The organism is Klebsiella sp. CTHL.F3a (assembly GCF_019890895.1).
Taxonomy (GTDB): domain Bacteria; phylum Pseudomonadota; class Gammaproteobacteria; order Enterobacterales; family Enterobacteriaceae; genus Klebsiella; species Klebsiella grimontii.
The window spans coordinates 3,013,473-3,032,848 of record NZ_CP082360.1; the positions used below are offsets into that span (position 1 = coordinate 3,013,473).

Consider the following 19,376-nt stretch of genomic DNA (forward strand, 5'->3'; position numbering starts at 1 on the left):
CAAGGTATTTATAAATAATAGACTTAACGCCACCAGCGCACTTGGCGCATCCTGGTCTAATCTTATATTTCGTGCCGCGTTATCTGAATAAGTCGCCTGAGGACATTGAATGGAATCCATATCGTTTCACAAGCATTGGGGGGCGGAGTTTATTGCCGCTGACACTGTCCGTTTTCGCCTCTGGGCTGAAGGTCAAAAGAGAATGATGCTGAGCCTGAAGACGCGGGATATACCGATGGAAGCCGCGGGTGAGGGCTGGTTCCAGATTGACGTCCCCGGCGTAAAGCATGGCGATGAATATATGTTCCTTTTAGCCGATGGCAGGCGTATTCCCGATCCGGCCACGCGCGCGCAGCGCGATGATGTTAACGGTCCCTCGGTGGTTATCGACCCCAGGCTTTTTCAGCCGGTTAACGATGGCTGGCAAGGGCGGCCATGGGAAGAAACCGTCATCTATGAACTCCATCCGGGCACCTTTACGCCAGAAGGCACCTTTCTGGCCGCCATCGATAAGCTGCCTTATCTGGCAGAGTTGGGGATCACCCAGATAGAGATTATGCCCGTTGCCCAGTTTGGCGGTTCCCGCGGCTGGGGTTATGACGGCGTATTACTTTACGCGCCGCACGCCGCGTACGGCGCGCCGGGGGATTTTCACGCCTTTATTGACGCCGCCCACGGGTTAGGGCTTTCGGTGGTTCTCGATATCGTTCTCAACCATTTTGGTCCGGAGGGCAACTATCTCTCTTTGCTGTCGCCGGGCTTTTTTCATCAGAACCGGATGACCCCCTGGGGTAACGCTATCGCCTATGAAACCGAGGCCGTGCGGCAGTATATTACCGAGGCGCCGCTATTCTGGCTTACCGAGTACCATCTTGATGGGCTGCGCTTTGATGCCATCGATCAGATTGAAGATCGCTCCGCCAGGCATGTGCTGATAGAGATCGCCGAAAATATCCGCAAAGCCATCCCCGACCGCCATATCCACCTCACCACCGAAGACAGCCGGAACGTCATTTTCCTCCATCCGCGCGATGAGGACGGCCAAACACCGCTATTTACCGCCGAGTGGAATGATGATTTTCATAACGCCGCCCACGTTTTCGCCACCGGCGAGACGCACGCCTATTATCAGGATTTTGCGCATCAGCCCGCCAGTAAGCTCGCAAGGGCGCTGGCCGAGGGATTTGTCTACCAGGGTGAGATTTCTGCGCAAACCGGGAAGCCCCGCGGCGTGTCCTGCGCAGCGCAACCGCCGCAGTTTTTTGTCGACTTTATTCAGAATCACGATCAGACCGGGAACCGTGCGCAGGGGGAAAGGTTGATCTCCCTTGCCGGCGCCGGGAAAACGCGCGTTTTGCTTGCCGCGTTGCTTCTGTCTCCGCATATTCCTTTGCTGTTTATGGGCGAGGAGTTCGGCGAGACCAATCCCTTTTTGTTCTTTACCGATTTTCAGGGTTCCCTCGCGAAGGCGGTACGGGAAGGGCGGGCGAAAGAGTTTGCCGGACACGCGGGACATGACGAATCCGTCCCGGACCCGAACGATCCCCGGACCTTTATCCGTTCTAAGCTCGACTGGCAAAAGGCGGCAAGCGAGGAGGGGAAATCCTGGCTGCGCTTCACGCGCAACCTCATCTTGCTGCGCCATCGCTATATCGTCCCGCTGTTGGCGGCAGGGGGCGCCGTCGAGGGCAAGATCCTGCACACGGAACCACAGGCGCTGGCCGTAAGCTGGCAATTTGCCGGCGGGACGCTCTCTGTGGCGCTGAATATCGGCGAGGAGCCGCTTGCGCTGCCGGCAATACCCGGCGAGGTCATTTTTAGCTGGCCGGAACAGCAGGAGGCATTAATGCCAAACAGTATTGTTGTCCGTTTTGCACATGGAGAAGCCTCAGTATGATCCCTTCTGCGACTTATCGTATTCAGTTCCGTAACGGCATGACTTTCGATCGCGCGGCGGCGCTGGCCCCCTATCTTCAGGGGCTTGGTATCAGCCATCTTTACGCCTCGCCGATATTTACGGCTACCACCGGCTCCACCCATGGCTATGATATTACCGATCCTAACGAGATCGACCCGGCCATAGGGGGCCGCGAAGGGTTTGACCGGATGGTAAAGGCGCTGCGAAATGCGCAAATTGGTCTAATCCTGGATATTGTGCCTAACCATATGGCGACCTCGCTGGAGAATCGCTGGTGGCGGGACGTTATCGAGCAGGGCAAGAACAGCCACTGGGCGAATTATTTCGACATTGACTGGACGCGTCCCGTTACGCTGCCGTTTCTGGGAGATACCTTTGAGGCGGAGCTGGAGAGCGGGGTGCTCGCACTGAAACGCGACCCTGAAACCGGGAAACCGGCGTTCATCTACTACGACCAGGCGTGGCCCCTGAATCCTCAAACCCTGGCGACAGGTGAGCAACTACTAACATCCCCTGAACGCGACGCTATTCTGGCGCTGCATGAGGCGCAAAGCTGGCGGCTGATGTCCTGGCGGGAAGCGCCCAGGCAGCTCTCCTGGCGGCGTTTTTTTGAAATTACCGGCCTGATTGGCGTCAGGGTTGAAGACCCGGCGGTATTTGACGACACCCATCGACTTATCCTTGAACTGGTGCATTCCGGCATCGTCGATGGTCTGCGTATTGACCATATCGATGGCCTTGCCGACCCGCTGGGGTATCTGCAGCGACTGCGCCAGGCAACCGGGCCAGAGTGCTACATTACGGTGGAAAAAATCCTCGCGAAGGGCGAACAGCTGCCCGCCGACTGGCCGGTGTCCGGCACCACAGGGTATGAGTTTATCGCTTCGCTGGCGGAAGTACTGGTGGATGACAATAACCTCGACCAGCTGCAGCAGGTACATGACGACGCGCTCGGCGGAACGGTGGATCGCCGCAAAGCGCTGCGCGAGGCGAAAGGCCTGATGGCGGATCGCAATTTTGAGGGGGAATTTACCACCTTATTGAACCTGGCTCGCGAACTGGCGCATCGTAACGGCATGGCGGTCGAGAGCGACGCGCTGCGCCACGCCCTGCGCGAACTGCTGCTGGCCTTCCCTGTCTATCGTACCTACGGCACCGCCGAAGGGCTGACCGCAGGCGATATTACGCTGTTAAACCGGGTGGTTGACCAGGTGAACGCCGAAGAAAACCGCCCCGATGCCAACGCGCTTAACGTTATTATCGCTATCCTGACCGGCAATCTGCAGGAGAGCTGCCTCGACATCGCTTCACACTTCAGGACCCGTTTTCAGCAGCTCACCGGGCCGTTAATGGCGAAATCGGTCGAGGATACGCTGTTCTTTCGCCATAACCTCGACCTGGCGCTGAATGAAGTTGGGGCCGATCCTACGCCTCGCGCCTTCTCTTTGTCTCGCTTTCATCAGGAGATGCGCATCCGTCTTGCCCGCCAGCCCGATGCGCTGCTGGGGACGTCGACGCACGATACGAAACGCGGGGAAGATGCGCGCGCCCGGCTTTATACCTTAACGGAAGCCCCGCAGCTGTGGGGGGAAAACCTAGCGCGCTGGCGTCAGATGAATCAAACCCAGGTGCGTTTTTTGAACGACGGCACGGCGCCGAACGCGGCGGATACGTGGATGATCTATCAGGCGCTGGCGGGCGCATGGCCTGCAACGCTGTTGCCGGACGATGCCGAAGGGCTGAAATCGCTCGAAGCGCGTTTTCTCGCTTTTATGGAAAAAGCGCTGCGCGAGGCCAAGCAGAGAACCGACTGGATCGACAGCAATGAAAGCTATGAAAGCGTGGTGCTTAATTATGCGCAGCAGCTATTTTCTGCGGATAATTCGCGTTTTCTCAACGATTTTCACACCGCCTTACAGCCTTTTATCCGTGCCGGACTGGTAAACAGCCTCAGCCAGACGGTGATAAAACTGACCGCGCCCGGCGTGCCGGACATTTATCAGGGGAGCGAGGCGCTGAACTTCAGCCTTGTCGATCCGGATAACCGACGTGAACCCGATTTCGCCGTCCTTGCGCAAAACCTTCATACCCGGAATGCGGATCTGTTCACCCGCGAATCCGCCTGGCGAGACGGGCGCCTGAAACAGTACGTTACCGTTTCTTTTCTCCGATTGAGACAGCGGCATTCAGCGCTCTTCCATTATGGTGACTGGGTACCATTAAAAGTCTCCGGGGAGAGGGAGGATAATCTTATTGCCTACGCGCGCATCAGCGGAGAGGAGGCCCTGATCGTGGTGGTTCCTCGCCTGGCGTTTGACGTTGCGGCGCACGGATTGGCGGAATCTTCCGCAAGGTTATGGGGCAATACTGCGGTAACAATACCAGACGATCTGGCCGGGAAATGTTTTCGCGATGTGTTAAGCGGCGAGAGCCGCCTGGTGGAAACGTCCCTAGATCTGGCGTCAACTTCCGGGTGGTTGTTGACGCTTATTAGCGATGAGCAACGGGGAGAATAACGATGCGCAAGGAAAAAGCTTTTGAAATACGGCCCGGTGACAGCCAGCAGCTGGGGGCTAATTTTGACGGAAAAGGCGTTAACTTCGCGCTCTTCTCCGCGCACGCTGAACGGGTTGAGCTGTGCCTGTTTGATCCTTCAGGGAAAACGGAAATAGCCCGGCTGGAACTGCCGGAATATACGCACGAAATCTGGCACGGCTACGTGCCCGATCTTCAGCCTGGGGCGTTATATGGTTATCGGGTTTACGGCCCGTACGATCCGGAAAACGGGCATCGCTTTAACCCAAATAAACTGCTTATCGATCCCTACGCGCGGGAGCTGGCAGGCGATATCGCGTGGAACGAGGCGCATTTCGGTTACGAGCTGGGCCATGAGGAGAAAGACCTCAGCTTTGATACCCGCGATAGCGCGCCTTTTACGCCAAAATGTAAGGTAGTCGACCCGGATGCGTTCGACTGGCAAGGGGAAAATCGCCCCGACATTCGCTGGCCGAATACGGTGATTTACGAAACGCATGTGAAAGGGTTTACCCAGCTTAATCCGGCGCTCCCCCTCGAGCTGCGCGGCACATTCGAGGGGCTTGGGCATCAGGCCTCCGTCGAGTATATCAAGAGCCTCGGCATCACTTCCGTTGAGCTGCTGCCCGTTCACTGGTTTCCCGATGACCAGCATCTGCTTGACAGGGGACTAAAAAACTTCTGGGGTTACAATACGCTGGGCTTCTTTGCCCCCGCGTCCCGTTACTATGGGCCCGCAGGTATTGCCGGATTCCGCAATATGGTGCGCGCTTTTCATGATGCCGGTATTGAGGTGATCCTTGACGTGGTTTACAACCATACCGCGGAGGGAAATGAGCTGGGCCCGACGCTCTCATTTAAGGGCATCGATAATTTCTCCTACTACCGGACGATGCCGGATCGGCATCGTTATTACATCAATGATACCGGGACGGGAAATACGGTGAATACGTCCCATCCCCGGGTACTGCAGATGGTGATGGATTCGCTACGCTATTGGGCTCAGTCCATGCACGTTGACGGCTTTCGTTTTGATCTTGGAACTATTCTCGGCCGTGAACCGGAAGGGTTCGATCCGCGAGGCGGTTTTTTTGACGCCATAACCCAGGATCCCGTGCTGGCAAAACTTAAACTGATCGGCGAGCCCTGGGATATCGGCCCCGGCGGTTATCAGGTTGGCGGTTTTCCGCCAGGCTGGGGCGAGTGGAACGACAAATACCGCGATACGGTGCGGGAATACTGGAAGGGAGATAACGTATCTACCGATTTTGCCGCCCGTTTGCTGGGATCGGGGGATCTGTACGATTTACGCGGCCGCCGCCCGTGGGCCAGCGTCAATTTTATTACCGCTCATGACGGCTTCACGTTAAACGATCTGGTTTCGTATAACGAGAAGCATAATGAAGCCAACGGTGAGGATAATAACGACGGGCACAATGATAACCGTTCCTGCAATTATGGCGAGGAAGGGCCGATGGAAAATCAGGCTATCGTCGCGGTCCGCGAACGCCAGAAGCGTAACTTCCTCACCACGCTATTGTTCTCCCACGGCACCCCGATGCTACTGGCCGGGGACGAATTTGGCCGTACGCAGCAGGGAAATAATAATGGCTACTGTCAGGACAGCGAGATTTCATGGATCAACTGGGAAGCGCTGTCCGAAGATGACCACGCATTACGCCATTTCACCCAGCGCCTGATTGCGCTACGCGCGGAACAACCGCTTTTACGGCGTGAAAGCTGGCGCGATGGGCTCGAGATACGCTGGTTTAACGCCGGCGGCGGCTTGCAGCAATCTGAGCAGTGGGATGAAGGGTCAACGTTAGGCCTTGCCATCAGTCGACCCGACCTCGAAGAGGAGAAAGGGATCTGGCACGACGTTCTGATACTTTTCAATCCCTTTGAGGGCGATGTTGCGTTCCAGATACCGCAGTTCGGCGAAGGCGGCTGGGTTCTTGAGCTGTCGACCGCTGAAGAGAAAAGTGACGGCGTCACTATTACGGAAGCGATTGATTTTATTCTGGCCGGGCGCAGCATTGCGCTATTCAGACGGCCTTAGCGTACAGATAAACCCGGCGTTGAATGCCGGGTTTGTATTGTCATTATTGATGCAGCGGATGACCACTGGCAGCAAGGATGGATTCATGCATGGCTTCAGAAAGCGTGGGATGAGCAAAGATCATCGATAAGAGACTCTCATCTGTGGCCTCCAGATGATGCGCGATACCAAAACCCTGGATCTGTTCAGTGACCTGCTCGCCAACCATATGCGCGCCCAGCAGTTCGCCGGTTTCGGCGTCGAAAATAGTCTTAACAAAACCCTCCGTCTCACCGCTGGCCAGCGCCTTACCATTCCCCTGATACGCGAACTTACCAATCTTGATCGGCCGTCCCGTCTCGCGAGCCTTCGCCTCTGTCAAGCCCAGGCTGGCAACCTGCGGCCGGGCATAGGTACAACCGGGCACGTAGTCGCGGTTAAGAGGGCGTATGCCTTCGATACCAGCCAGCGCCTCGACGCAGATCATGCCTTCGTGGCTGGCTTTGTGCGCCAGACACGGCGGGCCGACCACATCGCCGATAGCATAGAGCCCAAAGACGTTGGTTCGGCAAGCGGCATCCGTCTTGATAAACCCGCGGTCCAACTCGACTCCCAGCGCTTCCAGCCCCAGGCCTTCCACATTAGGCTGTACGCCCGCTGCCAACAGCACACGTTCGACTTCCAGGGTCTGTTCGGCGCCGGTGGTTTTCAGGGCGCAGCGCACGCCCGTATCGGTGTGCTTTACCTGCGTCAGCAGAGTTTGGCTATGGACGTGTATACCGCGTCGTTCGAACGATTTACGCACGGTCGCGGATACTTCGGCGTCTTCAAGGGGCAGAATCTGCGCGGCTTGTTCGACCAGCGTCACTTTGCTGCCAAGATCGTTATAAAGGCTGGCGAACTCCACTCCGATGGCCCCTGACCCGATAATTAATAGAGACTCCGGTAAGCGCTCAGGCTGCAGGGCCTCGAAATAGGTCCAGATTCGCTCGCCATCTGGCTCTACTCCGGGCAACGCTCGCGGCCGGGCGCCAGTCGCAAGGATCACATGATCTGCGCGATAGTCTCGCTCTTCCCCCTGGGGATCGGCGACCGTGACTTGCCCCTTACCACGCAGCCGGGCGGTGCCGGCTATGACCGTCACGCCATTTTTCTTCAACAGGTACTCGACACCTCCGGTCAGCTGTTGCGACACGGCGCGGCTAAACTGCACCAGTTTCTGCAGATCGAAACTCACCTCGCTGAGACTAAAACCCAGCCGATCGGCATACGCAATACTGTGCGCCACCTCTGCGCCATGCAGCAGCGCCTTGGTTGGAATGCATCCCCAGTTCAGGCAGATGCCCCCTAAATGCTGCTTCTCCACTAATGCGGTACGAAGCCCTAGCTGGCCGGCACGAATGGCGGCGACATACCCCCCAGGCCCGCCACCTACTATCAGTACATCATATTTGTCGTGCATAGCTCGTCTCCCCGATAAACAACAGCGTCGGTGTTTCCACCAACCGCTTGAGCGCCTGGAGAAAAGCCGCGCCTGACGCCCCATCGATGACCCGGTGATCGCAGGACAGCGATACGGTCAGTTGATGGCGGACGACGATCTGTCCGTCGCGAACTACCGCTCGGGGCTCACCTGCGCCAATCGCAAGGATCGCGCCCTGGGGTGGGTTGATGATGGCGTCAAACTGCCTTACTCCGAGCATGCCCAGGTTTGACACGCTAAAGGTGCCGCCCTGGAACTCTTCGGGCTTGAGCATGCCCGCCCGGGCTTTGGTTATCAGAGAATGAACTTCGTTTGATATGTCGCTTATCGACCTGCTGTTGGCCGAACGTACGATAGGAGTAATTAACCCGTCTGGCAGCGCAACCGCCACGGAAATGTCGGCATCGGCAAAACGGCGTATGCTCTGGGTAGCCTCATCAAACTGTATGTTAACGTCCGGCACGGCTATCAGCGCCATGGCGCAGGCTTTAACCAGCATATCGTTAACCGAAATCTTGACGCCGGGTACTTCGCTGTTGATTTCCTTACGTAATGCTAAGAGTCGATCCAGGTCGAGATCGACGGTCAAACGGAAATGAGGTGCATGTTGCTTGGACATTTGCAAACGACCAGCGATCGCTCGCCGCATGCTGGACATCGGCAACGTCTCAAAGGCTGTCGCTGACGTGGTTTGTGGAGCCCCGGTCTGGGGTAGCCCATCCAGCAGCAAAGCGGCCGCCAGCACATCATCGCGACTCACCCGTCCAAGTGAACCGCTTTTGCGGCAGTCGTGCAGGTTGATCCCCAGTTTTTTGGCCAGACGGCGCGCCAACGGGGTTGCCGATACCTGGCTATCATCGGTATGCGAACGCGGCGCTTTGCCGGAACGAACTGGCGGCGGCGGAGAGGCGATGCGGCCGCCTGCGGCAACGATCGCGCTCTCCAGGTCAGCCACGGAGATACGCTCGCCGCGCCCGCTACCGTGGACCTTTTTCAAGTCAACGCCCAACCGCGCGGACAGACGTAACGCATGGGGAGTGGCATTCACCTGAGTCGGATCGGTTTTGCCTTGTAAGCTGATGGGTACCTCGGTCAGCCCAATGGATGCCGCAGGCTTATTGGCGGGGGCCGGTACAAAGGAGGGCGCCGCGGTCGCTACAGCAGGCTCGGTCGTCTGCATGACAGGAGCTGCTGGCTGCGCCGCGCCCAGACTGGCCGCGAAGGCATCCAGTTCAGCCTCGCTTACCGAAGAGTCAGCGACCAACGCTAAAACAGCGCCGACCGGGAGGGTATCTCCCACTCGGGCGATTATCCGCCGTAGCGTACCGGCGAAGGGGGCCTCCAGAACATTGACGATTTTACTGGTCTCAATTTCACAGATTTCCTGCCCTTTGGCGAAACGGTCACCCTCCTGGATGGCCCACCGTGCGAGCACGCCTTCCTCCATTGAAAGACCCCACTTCGGCATTTCAAGTGTCCTGATATCGCTCATAGCTTAATCCTCCAGCACTTTACGGACGGCAGCTTCGATACGTTCAACGCCAGGGATCCAGAGTTTTTCGAGAGCAGGGGAGAACGGTACCGGGGTGTGTGGTGGTGTTACCAGAACAATAGGCGCTTTGAGGAAATGGAATGCCTGGGAAGCAATCAGCGCGGCGACATCATGAGCAAAGCCAAAACGCGCAGCTGACTCGTCGACAATGACCACGCGGCCTGTAGAAGCCACTGATTCCAGAATACCTTCTTCGTCCAGAGGCGAAATTGTACGTGGATCGACCACCTCCACCGAGATCCCCTCGCTGGCCAGTTTGTCGGCGACCTGGTTTGCTTTATGTACCATTGCCGACAACGCGATGATGGTGACATCCTCACCTTCACGGGTATAGTTGGCGACGCCCAGGGGAATGGTATAAATCTCGTCCGGTACCTCGCCCTTGAGGTCATAAAGCATTTTATGCTCGCAGAACACCACCGGATCGTCGTCGCGAATCGACTGGATCAGCAGCCCTTTGACATCATAAGGCGTCGATGGCACGACCACCTTGAGCCCCGGTGTGGTCGCAAAAATATTATAGGGTGACTGCGAATGCTGGGCTGCAGCAGAAAAACCAGCGCCGATCATGCCCCGCATCACCAGCGGCGCCTTCGCCTTGCCGCCAAACATATAGCGGAACTTTGCGGCCTGGTTGTACAGTGCATCATGGCTAACACCGAAAAAATCCATAAACATCAGCTCTGCCACCGGCCGCAGACCCGTTGCTGCGGCGCCGGCAGCCATGCCGACGATCGCCGACTCCGTAATGGGGGTGTCGATCACCCGCTCGGAGCCGAACTGCGTCCACAGCCCTTTAGTAACGCCGAGCACGCCTCCAAAGGCCTCTATCCTTGCTTCTTCGGGCGCATTTCCGCCGTGACCGCCACGCAAGTCTTCACCAATCAGAACGACACGTTCGTCGTGCTCCATTTCCTGGGCCAGGGCTTCCTTGACCGCTTCTCGATAGGTTTTTATAGGCATTGTGATCACCCTCAGTATGAGACGTAAACGTCTGTAAGCAGGTCTTCCGGAGCCGGGTAGGCAGCGGCGCGGGCTTTGAATACAGCATCATCGACAAGTGCTTCAACCGCCGCGTCGATCGCCGCCAGTTCCTCAAGGGAGATGTGTTGTTCGACCCTGGCAGTGAAAATCTTCAGCGGATCATGTTGTTCGCGCAGACGTTGAACTTCGCCCTCAGCGCGGTAAAGCGCCGGATCGCCCTCAAAGTGACCGTGCCAGCGGAAAGCTTTGGCCTCAATGACGCTTGGACCTCCACCTTCTCGGGCGCGCTTGACCGCCTCTGCGGTGGCATCGTAAACGGCAAAGAAATCGGTGCCATCAACCGTCACTGCCGGTAAACCGAAGCCCGCGGCGCGCCCGGCGATATCACGACCACCGACGGCGTAGTCATGGCCCGTTCCTTCGCCATAACCGTTGTTCTCGAAAATAAAGATGGCAGGGAGTTGCAGCACGACTGCCATGTTAATGGCTTCAAATACCAGACCCTGATTAGATCCGCCGTCACCAGTAAAAGAGACCCCAACGTTCCCGGTCTTAAGGGTTTTGGCCGTCAGCGCAGCGCCGATGGCTAACGGAGGGGCGCCACCCACAATAGCGTTTGCACCCAGCATACCTTTCGACAGATCGGCAATATGCATAGAGCCCCCCTTGCCCCGGCATAATCCGCTGTCCTTACCGAATATTTCAGCCATCATGCCGTGAATATCGCAGCCTTTGGCAATACAGTGGCCATGTCCACGGTGCGTGGACCCAATAAAATCAGCGTTAGTCAGATTTTCGCAGACCCCCACCGCAATGGCTTCCTCACCGGTATAAAGGTGAATGAAGCCCGGAATATCACCGCTGGTGTTTTCCTGATGCAAACGCTCCTCAAACGTCCGGATTTCGCGCATCTTACGGTAAGCCTGGAGTAAAGCCTGTTTGTTAAGCATCACTTAATTCTCCTCAGTAACGGTCGTCAGGCGGGCAGGCTGAAAGCCCTTAACCACGCCGATGCAATGAATCTACGAGTGCGACGAGGAGGTGCGAAGCCACCTTCATGGGGGGGTAGGAGGGGGTTTACATGCTTGAGGTCAAACTTTATAAATTTTATGTATCTATCGAGAGGGACGGTTCCATGTCATCCCGGGCTCTGGCGTACAATTGATAAAAAAATACGAGTAGATAACTACGGATGAAGCCATCGGATTTTAAAAGTCGTCAGGCAACTTCACTGGTCTCCGGGCCATTGCGGCTGACGAGAGATTTGCCGCTAATCCTGACCAAATTCGTCCCACCACGCTCTTCGATACGGCTGCTACAGCGCTCACGGCTTCTTCTGCTCCTCGATCGCATGCAGCGACGCCGTCTGGGTGTCGTTTGCGCGGGAGCTGGATTTGGCAAAACCACCCTGTTGGCGCAGTGGTATCAGCAAATGATTGCCCAGGGCGAACGCGTTGCCTGGCTTAGCCTCGATGAGGATGATGATGGCGTATGGCAGTTCATTCCTTATCTACTGCAAGCATTGCGACCGCTCTATGGCGATTGGGACACCGACTTTTGGCGCAACATAGAAGAACAGACGCCCTCCAGTTCGCAACAGCTGCTGGCCGGGTTGATTAACCAACTGCATTACTGTCCGCACGACCTGTATCTGATCGTTGATGACTTCCATATGATCAATGATGCCGGTGTATATGAAGCCCTGGGATATTTGCTCAAGCATGCTCCTGCCGCCTTGCATCTAATCATTGGCAGCCGTTTCCACCCCAGTCTGTCCCTGAGCCTGCTTCAGGCGCAGGACCAGCTGGTGGAAATTTATGATCGAGACCTGCAATTTACGCTCGAAGAAACCAGAAACTATTTCAGCCAGACGATTGATGTACCACTCAGTAATCAGCATGTACAGCGGCTACGTTCCGCGACAGAGGGGTGGATCGCCGGCATGAAAATCGCTTCGTTGTCCCCAGAATTGCTCAATGATCCAGAACATCTGCTGCGCAATATTCGTGGTGGAACCCGCGCCATCGCCCGTTATCTGAAAGAGGTGGTACTTGACCCATTGCCTGCGGAAATTTTTGATTTTCTTGTCAAAACATCGTTTCTTAATCGTTTAAATGCCGGGTTATGTAATGGTGTTACAGGGCGTGATGATAGTGAAGCGATACTGGCATGGATTGAGCGGCACAATCTTTTTTTGTCAGCCCTTGACGAACAAGGCTGCTGGTTTCGCTACCATCCTCTTTTGCAGGAAACCCTGCGAACGATATTGCAGCAGAACAACGATATCAACCTCAAGCATTTACATGAATTAGCCAGTCATTGGTTCGTTGAACAGAGATTGTGGTCCGAAGCGGTACGCCACGCACTTGCAGCGGGCAAGCCGATCCATAACCCCGGGCAGGATGGCGCGGGCGCGCAGTCACTGGCGGAAGAAGGGGATATAGATACCCTGGTTTCCTGGATGCATCACTTACCTGCAAGTACTGACCCTTCGCGCATTGACCTGCAAATCAATTTGGCCTGGGCGCTGGCGCACTATTTTCGCTTCGATGAATCAAGGCAGTTGCTGGATAATCTTGACCAAATGGTCGTTAATCACCGTGATGATATAACCCCCAACGCCTGGCTCAAATTACGTGTCGTGCGCGCAATTTGCGAAGCTTTTGCCGAGAAAATCCCGGAAAGCCTGGCGATTGTTGAGCCGTTGCTGGCTAAAGTGCCCTGCGGAGACACCTGGGTCGATGGCCTCATTTGCAATATTCTGAGCTACTGCCACGTGGTTAACCAGCGCTATACCGACGCTCTTGAGGTTCAACGGCATATGCCTTGCCCGGAAAGCCCGCTCGACAATCTGTTTGTCTCGGTTTATCGCGCTTTTATCATTACTCAGTGCCATCTTGGTCAGGGTGACCTGGAGAACGCCTGGGGGTATGCAGAGAATGCATTGCGCCAGGCTGAGCGTTTTACCGGCCCTCAGTCGACCAGCGGCGCGACGCTTGCGCCGCTGCTGGCGGAAATAGCTTACGAACGTAAGAACCTGGACTCATTAAATACGCTGTTAGCAGACAGACTCGAATTTATCGATCGGTTTGGTCCACCCGATGCCTTGAGTCGCTGCTATACCTATCTTGCGCGCCAGGCCTTAAATGACGATATGCCGCATGAGGCAGAACGGCTGCTGGAACACGCGCAACGACTAGCGGTGTCTCGCGGATGGCAACGGCCGCAGGCTTTATTGTTAGCAGAGCAGGCGAGAGTGCGTCTGCAGCGCGCGAATTATCCAGGCGCAGAGCAGCTGCAACGGCAACTCGAACAACTGGCCGCCCAGGCCACAATTGATGCCGAAAATCCCTGTCAACGCGCAATAGCTCAGCATGCAATCGTCAGCCGCAGCCGCCTTCTTCTGGCGTCAGGCCAGGCGCCACAAGCCAGCCTTTTACTGGGCGAACTCGTGACTGAGCAGGAGCGTCGGGGCGACCGGCTATCCGCAGCGCGACTTCGTACGCTATGGTCATTATCCTTGTGGGATAGTGGCGAAAACGCGGCTGCCGTGGCTGCATTGCAGCCCACCTTGCAATTAGCGGCACAACAGCATCTCAAACGAATTTTTCTTGATGCTGGCGAGGCATTGCAGCTTCTGCTTGTCCATGTACGCGAAACCTCAGCAGCCAGCGAAGGGGATGACCATTTGCCCGTGAAAAGGAGCGAGTCTGAAGGCAAGCGGATTCAGCGTGAAAATAGTGATGTTAACCTGGATCTCAGTGAGCGAGAGCAGCAGATATTACAGCTGATTGCTGATGGTCAGATGAACAAGGAAATCGCTCGCTCTTTGACTATCTCTACTGAGACGGTGAAATGGCACATCAAGAACATCTACGCCAAGCTCAAAGTCAATAGTCGTACGCAAGCCATGAGTCGGGCTCTGGAAATGAAGTTACTGGATTAATAATGTGAGTAATGTGCAAATCTAATCAAAAAGTGAATATGTCAATGGCATCTATTAGCTGACTTTTTACGGGCTGCCCGACGAGGGCTGTCTGATTTTGAGTTCAGGTCTTTAGCTTCTCCTACAGCCTTTACGTACAATAGATTTTACCGGGGGAGGCAGAGCAAGGCAGAATTTACTAAAGCTTACCAGCAGACTTTCTCAGCATAGTAATATCCCTCTTAGGTGATTCCCCGAACATCCGCGTATATTCCCGGCTGAAATGAGATAAGCTTTCGTAACCGACAGCATAGGCTGCTGTGGTGACATCGTAATGTTCATTCAGCATCAGTCGCCTGGCTTCATTGAGGCGCAGCCATTTCTGATACCGGAGCGGGCTCATTCCCGCAAGCTGCCTGAAATGTTGGTGGAAAGAGGGCTTGCTCATTTGCACGCGGTTTGCCAGCTCCTCGACACGTAAAGGTGATGCAATATTGGTCTTTAACCAGTCGATAGCTTTACCGATACGGTAGCCATGGCCGTCTACTGCTGCAATCTGTCTGAGATGATCGGACCGATCGCTCATCAAAAGCCTGTAATGTATCTCTCTTTGAATCAGCGGCCCGAGAACAGGAATGGCTTCAGGCTCGTCAAGCAAAGAAAGCAGACGGCAGAAAGGCTCCAGCAATACACCAGTCATGGTCCCTATCCCTACACCCGTTCCCGCGTCTCGTTTTTTGACCGGCGGCAGGCTTCCCTGTGCAATTAATTCCATCAGCACGCGCTGGTCAAGTTTATAGGCGACGCCGACGCAGGGCCGGGATGTCGAAGCCTGCAATACTTCCGAACTGGCTGGCAGATCAAGAGACGTGATCAGGAATTTTTCCGCATTATATTCATATGGTTCACCGCCAACCCACATGATCTTCGCGCCATCGGCCACCAGAACGATACTCGGAGGAACCAGGCAGCTCACCGGAGGAGCGGGTTCGTTTCGGCGGAATAATTCCAGTCCTTCTACGGCTGTAGGGAAATCACCGGTGCCAGGCGTGCGCTGAGCAATATCCCGGGAGAGCTCGCCGAGTCGTCTCTCAATCGATTTGTCTGAAATCATTCCATCACGCCCCATATTTGTTAAGTCTGTGCGACGTCGCCAACTTACCCGTTATGAAAAGTGAAATATACGCTTTGGCATCATGTTAATAGGATCAGGCAAATAATGCAGAGTATTTTAATAACAGATTTCATTAGCGACATCCAAAATAGACATACCGAAATGAGACGCTGACTACAACCCAATCCGCATCCACTTTGAATGAAGGTATGACTATCATGACGCTAAAAACTTCAACCCGCTTTTTTAATGGCGCACTCCTTGCCGGAACGCTAGCCATGATTTCAACAGAAGCTGCGGTCGCCCAGCCGGCAGCAGGCACAGCTGATTCTTCAGTCCATCTGGTTCAGACGTGGGATAAAACTTTCTCAAGGAGCGACAAAGTGGATCATCAAAAAGTGACTTTTAAAAACCGTTACGGCATTACGCTGGCCGCAGATGTATATCTTCCTGAAGATCGCGGAAACAGGAAGCTTGCTGCGCTTGTTATTTCCGGGCCTTTTGGTGCGGTAAAAGAGCAGGCATCAGGTCTGTATGCTCAGACCTTAGCAGAGCGCGGATTCGTGACGCTGGCATTTGATCCGTCTTATACCGGTGAAAGCAGTGGTGAACCGCGCAATATTGCTTCACCTGATATCAATACCGAAGACTTTATGGCAGCCGTCGATTTTATTGGACTGCAACCTTATGTGGATCGTGAACGTATCGGTGTCATCGGTATCTGCGGCATGGGGGGGATTGCCCTGAACGCTGTTGCCGTGGATAAACGCGTAAAAGCGGTCGTTGCCAGCACCATGTATGATATGAGCCGCGTGATGTCGAAAGGCTACAATGACAGCGTAACGACGGAGCAACGCGAGCAGGCGCTGGAGAAGATGAGTCTTCAGCGCTGGGAGGATGCGGCAAACGGCAAACCTGCATACCAGCCAGACTATAATAAACTGAAGGGCGGTGAAGCACAGTTTCTCGTGGACTATGCGAACTACTACATGACCAAACGCGGATATCATCCACGAGCCGTCAACTCCGGCAATTCATGGTCCGTGACAACGCCGATGGCATTTATGAATTTCCCGCTCATGACCTATATTAAGGAAATTTCTCCGCGCCCGATCCTGTTCATTCATGGCGAAAGAGCGCATTCGCTGTACTTCTCCAAAACGGCTTATGAAGCGGCAAATCAGCCAAAAGAGCTTTTGATTGTAAAAAATGCCACCCATGTTGATTTATATGATCGTATGGACAAGATCCCGTTCGATAACATCACGGCATTTTTTAACAAATACCTTAATAAATAAATCATAACACCGTCCGATATTCTACGAATCAGCGTTATCGTTTTATGTCCTTAATATACGAAATAACGTAGACAAAAGAGGAAAAGCTTATGCTCTGGAACCGCGAGCTCTTAGCAAAAATAGATGCAGCGGACGACCTAAAAATCGCGCCGTACCGTCCCGATATGAATACTACCGGCACGCCAACATGGATTTGGGAAGTGACGGTGGATGACCGACTTTTTGTCCGCGCCTATAGTGGTACCCGTTCAAAATGGTATCAGGCAGCACTAACTCGACGGGCGGGTAAGATAGTGGCTATCGGACAGGAATTCGACGTGCGGTTCGTAAAACCGTCGGACCCGGTTCTTGAAAGTAAAATCGATCGGGCCTACCAGATAAAATATTCCAGCAGTAGCTATGTTTCCGCAATGACGGGAGCTCGCGCCAGAGCGGCCACGGTTGAGATATTACCTTCGTGAATGCCATGCCGCAGAAATGTGACAGACCTCCGTCCGCTGGCTGAACGTGGTCTATTCACCATTGATGTGGCCCTTCAATAAACATAAATTCCAGCGCCGTCCGTCGCTGCGCAACTCGGTGATGCTCAGCGGGTGGATGTCGATGCGTGCAAATGAGTGAAGTGGGGCGCCGAGAACATCGACGATCATGGCGCGGATTATGGCGGCTGGCGCAATGGCACAGTGCCGACCTTGAATATCGACGTGTTTAGCCAGCCAGCTGCCACAGCGCGCCAGCAGCTGTGCGCGCGACTCTCCGCCCGGCGGAGAGTCACCCTCAAGCCATGCCCGGAATGCTTCGGCGTCTTGCGTCATCACCTCACGTAATGACCGACCCGCCCAGATGCCGTAGTCGGGTTCGGCCAGTTCCGTTACCAGAGTACCCGGTAAAGAGAGCGCAGCTGCGGTTTGCCGGGCGGCGGTGTCTGGGGAGATCCAGACGCGTTGATAACGGGCAGTACCGCTTTGTAACTGATGGGCCCGTTGCCACTCCCGTGCCTCCAGAGGATCATCACAGGGGAAGTGTGAACCTCTGGAAGCTGCCGTTTCTCCCTGGCAAATTAGCGTTAGCGACGCTCTCATGATGTTAACCGCGCCGGAAGGCCAGTCGCTGTCCGCGTGTCGCCGGCGGGCGTTCGGCTAAGGCGCCGAAAACCACACCGATGACGCTCCAGAGCACAAGATGCGTGCCGAAGGAGCTTATGCGGAAACGCCATAGCAGGTCAGCCGGGAAGTGGTCGGATACTTCGTTCACGGTCGGCATCAGGGCACAAACCACGAGCATCAGCGCCACGGCGAACAGCGTTGCCCACATCATCGCATCTGCTCTGCCGAGGCGCGGCATTAGCTGATGTGATAACCACGCGGCCGCGATGACGATGCTGATGGAAAGTAACATCATGACGAAGTACAGCCCGGTACGATAGCCGATGGTTTCCGGGTTGCCGACTGCGGGCGGATTGGGCGGGTATTTCAGACCTGGCATCAGGCTCATTGCCAGAAAGCCACCCAGCGCCAGGCACAACGCCAGCACACGCGGGTTCGATGGCCCAAAGCGCTGGTAGCTAAAGGCCCACGCCAGCGCCAGACCGCCGCCCAGTGCTGCGCCAAACAGCGCCATGCCGGTCATCAGGCCGATCCCGGACTGGGTCTGTCGGCTAAACACCTCTTCTTCTTCGCTGTCTGCTGACGCGCCGTGTTGGTGAGCATGAGCTGACATGCTTTTTTCCAGCCCAATCGCGCGGTCGACCTGCGGCTCGCCGAAATGGTGCGCAAAAGCAAACGCCACCAGTCCCGCCAGAATGCCGGCCATCATCCCTTTAAATAACAGTTTCCCAATCATTTCCGCCTCCTCAGTGGCAGGGAAAACCCAGCAGATGACGTGCGTCGTGGAAGAATTCATGCACCTGAGTGCCGGAAAACATCGACGTCGCGCCTTGTTCCGCGCCAACAAAATAGATTGCCAGCAGCGCCAGCAGGGCGGTGAACAGCGCCCAGGGCAGCAGTTTCGCAACAGGAATTGGGGCGGCCGGGATGTGGGTGTTAAGGGTGATATCACTCATGGTGTAACTCCATTATCGATTTTACTGTTGGAAACGAGAGCCGGACTCACCGTGACCGGCACGCCCAGCGAAAGGTGATGATGGCTATGTGCTGGCGGGCAACTGGCGTTCGCCAGTACAATCGGCTGACCGTGGGGCGTGTTGAGATACGCCTGACGCCACTCCTGCGTCCGTCGGCTGATATCATCCGGCACAGCCAGGTTGAGTGCAGTCACCATGTTTTCCATCGCCGCCGTCCACTGACGATAGTAGGCATCATTCACGCTTTCACCCGGTTGCGCCGGCGCCGCTTTGATCTCTTTACTGAATGTCTGTACCCATTCTGCCCACGGGAACAGCCCGGCCCGGTGGAGATGGACTATCAGGGAGAATGCTTTTGCCTGCCAGGGCTTATCGAACACCGGCCCTTCCTCATCGCGCGGTAACCCGATGGCGGCGTAATCGTGTTGAGTCGCAGTATTCATGCT

At 55.5% G+C, this 19,376-nt stretch carries 15 protein-coding genes; 6 read left to right on the plus strand and 9 right to left on the minus strand.

Annotation, left to right across the window (positions count from 1 at the left end):
• The first annotated feature begins 109 nt into the window (after nt 1-109).
• The 3 genes from treZ to glgX are packed head-to-tail and all read left to right on the plus strand — an operon-like array spanning nt 110 to nt 6,512.
• On the plus strand, nt 110-1,897 hold the full coding sequence (gene treZ / locus K7H21_RS14170) for a malto-oligosyltrehalose trehalohydrolase (protein WP_123829388.1): 1,788 nt from the start codon (nt 110-112) through the stop codon (nt 1,895-1,897).
• On the plus strand, nt 1,894-4,434 hold the full coding sequence (gene treY, locus K7H21_RS14175) for a malto-oligosyltrehalose synthase (RefSeq protein ID WP_223035146.1): 2,541 nt from the start codon (nt 1,894-1,896) through the stop codon (nt 4,432-4,434). Before treZ ends, treY begins: the two co-directional genes overlap by 4 nt.
• A 2-nt stretch (nt 4,435-4,436) precedes the next feature.
• On the plus strand, nt 4,437-6,512 hold the full coding sequence (glgX, locus tag K7H21_RS14180; RefSeq protein ID WP_223035147.1) for a glycogen debranching protein GlgX: 2,076 nt from the start codon (nt 4,437-4,439) through the stop codon (nt 6,510-6,512).
• A gap of 43 nt (nt 6,513-6,555) precedes the next feature.
• On the opposite strand, the gene lpdA is transcribed toward glgX, so the two are convergent.
• The 4 genes from lpdA to K7H21_RS14200 are packed head-to-tail and all read right to left on the minus strand — an operon-like array spanning nt 6,556 to nt 11,460.
• Nucleotides 6,556-7,953, minus strand: a complete 1,398-nt coding sequence (lpdA, locus tag K7H21_RS14185) for a dihydrolipoyl dehydrogenase (RefSeq protein WP_223035148.1) — start codon at nt 7,951-7,953, stop codon at nt 6,556-6,558.
• Nucleotides 7,937-9,466 carry a 2-oxo acid dehydrogenase subunit E2 gene (locus K7H21_RS14190; protein ID WP_004120456.1) on the minus strand — a complete coding sequence of 510 codons (1,530 nt, stop codon included), beginning with the start codon at nt 9,464-9,466 and terminating at the stop codon, nt 7,937-7,939. The genes lpdA and K7H21_RS14190 overlap by 17 nt, the downstream gene beginning before the upstream one ends.
• A gap of 3 nt (nt 9,467-9,469) precedes the next feature.
• Nucleotides 9,470-10,489: an alpha-ketoacid dehydrogenase subunit beta gene (locus K7H21_RS14195; RefSeq protein WP_223035149.1), complete on the minus strand. Its 1,020-nt coding sequence runs from the start codon at nt 10,487-10,489 to the stop codon at nt 9,470-9,472.
• A gap of 11 nt (nt 10,490-10,500) precedes the next feature.
• Nucleotides 10,501-11,460: a thiamine pyrophosphate-dependent dehydrogenase E1 component subunit alpha gene (locus tag K7H21_RS14200; RefSeq protein ID WP_004120452.1), complete on the minus strand. Its 960-nt coding sequence runs from the start codon at nt 11,458-11,460 to the stop codon at nt 10,501-10,503.
• 242 nt (nt 11,461-11,702) lie between these two features.
• Between K7H21_RS14200 and K7H21_RS14205 the strand changes: the two genes are divergently transcribed.
• Nucleotides 11,703-14,456, plus strand: a complete 2,754-nt coding sequence (locus K7H21_RS14205; protein WP_346268595.1) for a LuxR C-terminal-related transcriptional regulator — start codon at nt 11,703-11,705, stop codon at nt 14,454-14,456.
• A gap of 178 nt (nt 14,457-14,634) precedes the next feature.
• Here the strand turns inward: K7H21_RS14205 and K7H21_RS14210 are convergent, their stop codons facing one another.
• Nucleotides 14,635-15,549, minus strand: a complete 915-nt coding sequence (locus K7H21_RS14210) for an AraC family transcriptional regulator (RefSeq protein WP_223035150.1) — start codon at nt 15,547-15,549, stop codon at nt 14,635-14,637.
• 209 nt (nt 15,550-15,758) lie between these two features.
• On the opposite strand from K7H21_RS14210, the gene K7H21_RS14215 reads away from it, so the two are divergent.
• Together K7H21_RS14215 and K7H21_RS14220 are read left to right on the plus strand one after the other, a co-directional pair.
• Nucleotides 15,759-16,847: an alpha/beta hydrolase gene (locus K7H21_RS14215; RefSeq protein ID WP_172880189.1), complete on the plus strand. Its 1,089-nt coding sequence runs from the start codon at nt 15,759-15,761 to the stop codon at nt 16,845-16,847.
• Nucleotides 16,848-16,936: 89 nt separating this feature from the next.
• A complete protein-coding gene (locus K7H21_RS14220; RefSeq protein ID WP_049112093.1) occupies nt 16,937-17,308 on the plus strand; it encodes a DUF2255 family protein in 372 nt (123 codons plus the stop codon).
• Between the two features lie 51 nt (nt 17,309-17,359).
• Here the strand turns inward: K7H21_RS14220 and K7H21_RS14225 are convergent, their stop codons facing one another.
• From K7H21_RS14225 to K7H21_RS14240, 4 genes are read right to left on the minus strand one after another with little or no spacing between them, the layout of a single operon-like run.
• Nucleotides 17,360-17,929 carry a histidine phosphatase family protein gene (locus K7H21_RS14225; RefSeq protein WP_087829331.1) on the minus strand — a complete coding sequence of 190 codons (570 nt, stop codon included), beginning with the start codon at nt 17,927-17,929 and terminating at the stop codon, nt 17,360-17,362.
• A gap of 4 nt (nt 17,930-17,933) precedes the next feature.
• A complete protein-coding gene (locus K7H21_RS14230) occupies nt 17,934-18,689 on the minus strand; it encodes a CbtA family protein (RefSeq protein ID WP_087829330.1) in 756 nt (251 codons plus the stop codon).
• Between the two features lie 10 nt (nt 18,690-18,699).
• Nucleotides 18,700-18,909, minus strand: a complete 210-nt coding sequence (locus K7H21_RS14235; RefSeq protein WP_004120437.1) for a CbtB domain-containing protein — start codon at nt 18,907-18,909, stop codon at nt 18,700-18,702.
• Nucleotides 18,906-19,373: a nitrile hydratase accessory protein gene (locus tag K7H21_RS14240; RefSeq protein ID WP_032742121.1), complete on the minus strand. Its 468-nt coding sequence runs from the start codon at nt 19,371-19,373 to the stop codon at nt 18,906-18,908. The genes K7H21_RS14235 and K7H21_RS14240 overlap by 4 nt, the downstream gene beginning before the upstream one ends.
• Between the last annotated feature and the right edge of the window lie 3 nt (nt 19,374-19,376).

Coding starts and splice junctions, on each gene's coding strand:
- treZ (WP_123829388.1), top strand. CDS start 110: ATGGAATCCATATCGTTTCACAAGCATTGGGGGGCGGAGTTTATTGCC.
- treY (WP_223035146.1), top strand. CDS start 1,894: ATGATCCCTTCTGCGACTTATCGTATTCAGTTCCGTAACGGCATGACT.
- glgX (WP_223035147.1), top strand. CDS start 4,437: ATGCGCAAGGAAAAAGCTTTTGAAATACGGCCCGGTGACAGCCAGCAG.
- lpdA (WP_223035148.1), bottom strand. CDS start 7,953: ATGCACGACAAATATGATGTACTGATAGTAGGTGGCGGGCCTGGGGGG.
- K7H21_RS14190 (WP_004120456.1), bottom strand. CDS start 9,466: ATGAGCGATATCAGGACACTTGAAATGCCGAAGTGGGGTCTTTCAATG.
- K7H21_RS14195 (WP_223035149.1), bottom strand. CDS start 10,489: ATGCCTATAAAAACCTATCGAGAAGCGGTCAAGGAAGCCCTGGCCCAG.
- K7H21_RS14200 (WP_004120452.1), bottom strand. CDS start 11,460: ATGCTTAACAAACAGGCTTTACTCCAGGCTTACCGTAAGATGCGCGAA.
- K7H21_RS14205 (WP_346268595.1), top strand. CDS start 11,703: ATGAAGCCATCGGATTTTAAAAGTCGTCAGGCAACTTCACTGGTCTCC.
- K7H21_RS14210 (WP_223035150.1), bottom strand. CDS start 15,549: ATGATTTCAGACAAATCGATTGAGAGACGACTCGGCGAGCTCTCCCGG.
- K7H21_RS14215 (WP_172880189.1), top strand. CDS start 15,759: ATGACTATCATGACGCTAAAAACTTCAACCCGCTTTTTTAATGGCGCA.
- K7H21_RS14220 (WP_049112093.1), top strand. CDS start 16,937: ATGCTCTGGAACCGCGAGCTCTTAGCAAAAATAGATGCAGCGGACGAC.
- K7H21_RS14225 (WP_087829331.1), bottom strand. CDS start 17,929: ATGAGAGCGTCGCTAACGCTAATTTGCCAGGGAGAAACGGCAGCTTCC.
- K7H21_RS14230 (WP_087829330.1), bottom strand. CDS start 18,689: ATGATTGGGAAACTGTTATTTAAAGGGATGATGGCCGGCATTCTGGCG.
- K7H21_RS14235 (WP_004120437.1), bottom strand. CDS start 18,909: ATGAGTGATATCACCCTTAACACCCACATCCCGGCCGCCCCAATTCCT.
- K7H21_RS14240 (WP_032742121.1), bottom strand. CDS start 19,373: ATGAATACTGCGACTCAACACGATTACGCCGCCATCGGGTTACCGCGC.